The organism is Pedococcus sp. P1_H8 (genome assembly GCF_056405175.1).
This window is the reverse complement of the sequence record NZ_JBFUCP010000021.1, coordinates 1-4,241: the sequence shown is the minus strand read 5'-3', so window position 1 is coordinate 4,241 and position 4,241 is coordinate 1. Positions and strand designations below refer to the sequence as shown.

The following is a 4,241-nucleotide window of genomic DNA, read 5'->3' as shown; positions in this document are numbered from 1 at the left end:
TGGCGCAGGATCGCCTTCTCGAGCTCGGCGAGCTGTGGTCCCGGGTCGAGACCGAACTCGTTGACGAGAGTGGCGCGGGCCCGCTGGAGGGTTGCCAGAGCCTCGGCCTGACGGCCGGCCTGGTACTGCGCCAGGGCCAGCAGCCCCCAACGACGCTCCCGTGTGGGCTGCTGGGCGACCATGCGGTGCAGCTCACCCAGGACGTCGCCGTGCCGCCCGGCCAGCAGCTGCGCTTCGGTGAGCAGGTCCTCGGCATCGTGGCGCAGCTCGACCAGCCGCTCGGCCTCCGCCCGCCCCGGCGCCCACTCGACCAGCTCGGCGAACGGCTCGCCTCGCCAGAGCTCGAGCGCCTCACGCAGTAGGTATGCCGCGCGGTCGGGTTCGCGGGCGCCCGTCAGCTGACGGCCCCGGTCCAGGAGGTGTTCGAAGCGGACGTGGTCGAGGTGGTCCCGGTGGACCTGGAGCCGGTAGCCCTGGGTCGAGGTCTCGATGGTGTCGGCGCCCAGTGCCTTGCGCAGGCGGACGACGCAGCCCTGGACGATCTTGGTCCAGGAGCTCGGAGGGCTCTCGCCCCACAGCGCCTCGGCGAGGGTGTCGGCGCTGACGGGCCTCCCGTGGCGCACGGCGAGCGCCTGCAGCACGACGCGGTCTCGCAGCCCGAGAGCGGACTCCGCTCCGTCGAGCTCAAGTGGGCCGAGGACGCCGATACCCATACCCATGACGGTCGACCCATGGTGGTCCGCCGTCAACCACCGCGATACCGGCGTGATACCGACGCGTTCGGACCGCCGAAACCGCGGAAACAGCTGACGCGCTTCGGAATCGGGCGAAGGCCGTGAATCGCCCCCTGGCCCTCCACCACCAACGGGTCAACAGAGCTTCACGCGTTCGCGGCCTGGGAGGTAGCTGCGCCGCTCCTGCTGGGTCAGCTCCCGCCCGGCGATGCGGCATGCCGCCTCGACCGCTGCGTCCGGCCGCGGGTCCCAGATCGACACCTCCCCGTCCACCTTGGCGATGAGCACTTCCGAGGTGCCTTGGACGAACCCTGCGTGGCTTTCACCCTCAGCGGGGACGGAACCGAGGTAATCACGCGTCCGGACGTCCCAGAGCCCCACCCGGCCTGACCCGGACGTCGTGAACCGCTCGCCATCGGGGGAGAACTGGATCGCCCCCCCAACGGCAATGTGCGGTCCCGATGTCCTGGACCTCGTCGACAGGCTGGTCGGATCCAGGAAGGCGACCGTGCCGTGGCCCTCCTGGGAGGGGTCGCTGCCGACCACGACGACGGTCTTGCCGTCGGGGGTCCAGGCCCATCCCCCGACGTCAAGGCCAGGGTCGACGGTCTTGAGCACCCGCCCCTGGATGAGGTCCATTAGCCGGAGCTTGCGGTCGATCCACACGATCGCCCGAGCGCCGTCATGGTTCGCGGCGAGACCGCGCATGGGCACGCCTGCCTTCACCTCGACAGGGGTGCCGAGGGTCTTCAAGGTGGAGGCGTCGACGATGTAGACCCAGCCTCGTTGTGTTCCCACGACCAGCCGAGCGCCGTCGCCGCTGAACCTCACCGACTCGACGACTCCGTAGCGGTCGGGCACGCGGTGTTGACCCGCAACCCGCCCGGTTACTGCGTCCCACAGGTCGACCCACTGGTCGTTCTGGACGCTGGCGAACATTCGGCTGTCCGGCCGCCAGGAGAGATCGGCGAAGTAGGTGTTGCTTTCTCGGAATGCAGACAGCGGGGTCCGGGTGCCGGACTTGACGTCGAGGAACTGGACAGCGAAGGACTCTGGCTCACGGCCGATGAGGTTTGCCACGGTCCGCCCGTTCGGAGAGACCATCGTCCCAACTCTGTCCGAGTCTTGCTGTGGTTCCACGAGGAGGGAGCGCACGAAGCGACGGTCGCCCACGAGGTCCCACATCAGCAGCCGGTCATCGCCCCTGCTGTAGAGCGTCCGCCCGTCGGGGCTGAAGCCGATCGAGCCGGGGCCGGCCCTCGGGCTGAGACGCACCCCGGACGCGTCGGGATCTGCGAGCCATCGCACGACCAGCGTGTCTTCGCCGACTTCGTAGCCCAGCTGGTCGCCCCTCGGTGAGAACGCGAGCTCGCCGATGCCGGCTTCCTCCTCGAACACCGACTTCAGCGTCAGCCTTTTGGGGTCGAGCAACGCGATCTGGCTTCCCCGGACCACCGCCAGGGTCGAACCGTCGGGGCTGAGGGCGATCCCCCCCGCGCTCGGCGCGGACCTGATCTCGCGACCCGCGGCCACGTCCAGGGTGTGGATCCGCTCGCCCGCCGATGCGTAGACCCTCGTGCCGTCGTCGCCGACCTCGAGGCCATTGACCAGGAACGGGACGGTGAACGCCGCCGCTGGACGGGCGAGGGACTTTGTGTCCCACACCCTGAACCAGGTGTCCTCGTCCAGCTGGGTCGGGTGGATGAAGCCGGCTGCCAGCCAGCGGCCGTTGCTGCTGAAGGCGAGTTGCGAATGGACCACGCGTCCTTGCGGTTGGCCGCCCAGCTGGGTGGGGGCCAGGGCCGCGGTCTGGGGGTCGAGCATCCGAACGGGGATGGGGTCGACCCGCCGTTCACCGCTCGCCATGAACACGTTGACTGCGACGGCGAGCTGGGTGCCGTTCGGGTTGAAGCGCACCCCGTTGAGCGGGATGTCGTGGTTGCGCGCCACTTCCTTGCGGGTCTCGGTGCTCACGATGGTCACCCCGATGTCCCATCCGGTGACGGCCACGGCTCGCCCGTCAGGTCGCACCGCCAGGGCAATCGGGTGGAGAACCTTGCTGACGCCGATCAGCTCGGGCGCCCGCTCGAGGACAGCGTTCAGGTTGTTCCGCGTGTCGGGGGAGTCATCGAGCCGGGTTCCGGCCACCGCGAGCAGCAGCGCGAGGTCCGGCGCAGCACTCCGCAACGCCTCGGCGCCCAGGCGCCGCGCGTCGGCCACCCGCGACTGCTGCTCGGCTCGAGCACTCTCCTGGTCGGCCTTGTCTGCGGCGGTCTTGGCGACGGCCCCGGCCACGATGGCGACGGCGAGGAGCAATGCGACTGCGGCGAGTCCGGCGCGAAGGCGTTGGTTGGAGCGGCGTTCCCGGCGGACCTGCTCCTGGGTGGCGCGTTGTTCGGTCTCGGCCAGCTCGGCGGAGGCGTCCAGAAAGGCCCGCTCCGGCGGTGTGAGCTCCGGCTCGTGGCCCTGTCGCCACTCCGCCGCGCGGGCCTGCCGGACCCCGCGGTAGAGCTCGCTGTCGGGTCGACCGAGCTCGTCCCAGCTCTCGGCGGCGACCGTGAGGTGGCGCATGATCCGCAGTCCGTCAACGTCGTCGTCCAGCCACGAGCGGAGCCGCGGCCACGCGACGGCCAGGGACTCGTGGGCGATCTCGACGGTGTCGCCGTCGCTGCTCAGCAGCCGAGCCCCCACCAGGGCCTCGACCACCGCGGTGTGCTCGTCGTCCGAGGCCGCGATCCGTCGAGAAACTCTCGTGCGGACCGGTTCGCCGGCATCGTCGGAGGAGACAAGGCGCACCATGAGGTCGCGGAGCATGCCCTGCTGGGTGGACGTCAGCTCGCGATAGAGCCGCTCGGCCGACTGGGCGACGGCTTCGCGCACGCCTCCGGTCGCGGCATACCCCTCGACGGTCAGCGTGTCCCCCTCGCGGCGCCGCCACGTCTGGCGCAGCACGTGCGACAGCAGGGGCAACGCCCCTGGCGACCCTTCGGCCTCGCGCACGAGCAGGTCCACCAGCCCCGGCTCCAGCCGCAACCCTGCCTGTGCGGCGGGACCCTCGATCGCGGTGCGCAGCTCGGCAGGGCCCATGCCGCCGAGCAGGTACAGCCCCTTCTCAGCCAGGTGGGCGAACTCGGGGTGGGCGGCGAGCTCCCCGAGCCGGTCGGCGCGTAAAGAAAGGACGAGTCGACCACGGGCGGCAAAGTCGACCAGCCCTGCGAAGAACGCCTCCCGCTCGGGCGAGGTCTCGTCGAGGGCCAGGGCCTCCTCGCACTGGTCGACCACGAACACCGCGCCTGCCCCGGGCGGCGCCTGGGCCAGCACCTCCTCGGGATGTCCTCCAGGGGTCACGATCTTGAGGGCGTGGCCGTCGCGCACCAGCGCCGCGGCCACCCCGGCCCTGATCAGCGAGGACTTGCCACACCCGGACGGCCCGACCACGGCCAGGACGCCCACCTCGTCGAGCCGTTGCAGGCACGCCGTCACGTCCGCTTCGCGGCCGAAGTATGC

2 protein-coding genes are annotated in these 4,241 nt (G+C 70.7%); both read right to left on the bottom strand.

Annotated elements, in window-relative coordinates:
- On the bottom strand, positions 1 to 713 hold a 713-nt coding region (locus AC1DYG_RS18585), incomplete at its 3' end, for an AfsR/SARP family transcriptional regulator (RefSeq protein ID WP_477641351.1).
- Between the two features lie 156 nt (positions 714 to 869).
- Positions 870 to 4,241: nSTAND1 domain-containing NTPase (locus tag AC1DYG_RS18580; protein ID WP_477641350.1), on the bottom strand; the 3,372-nt coding region annotated here is incomplete at its 5' end.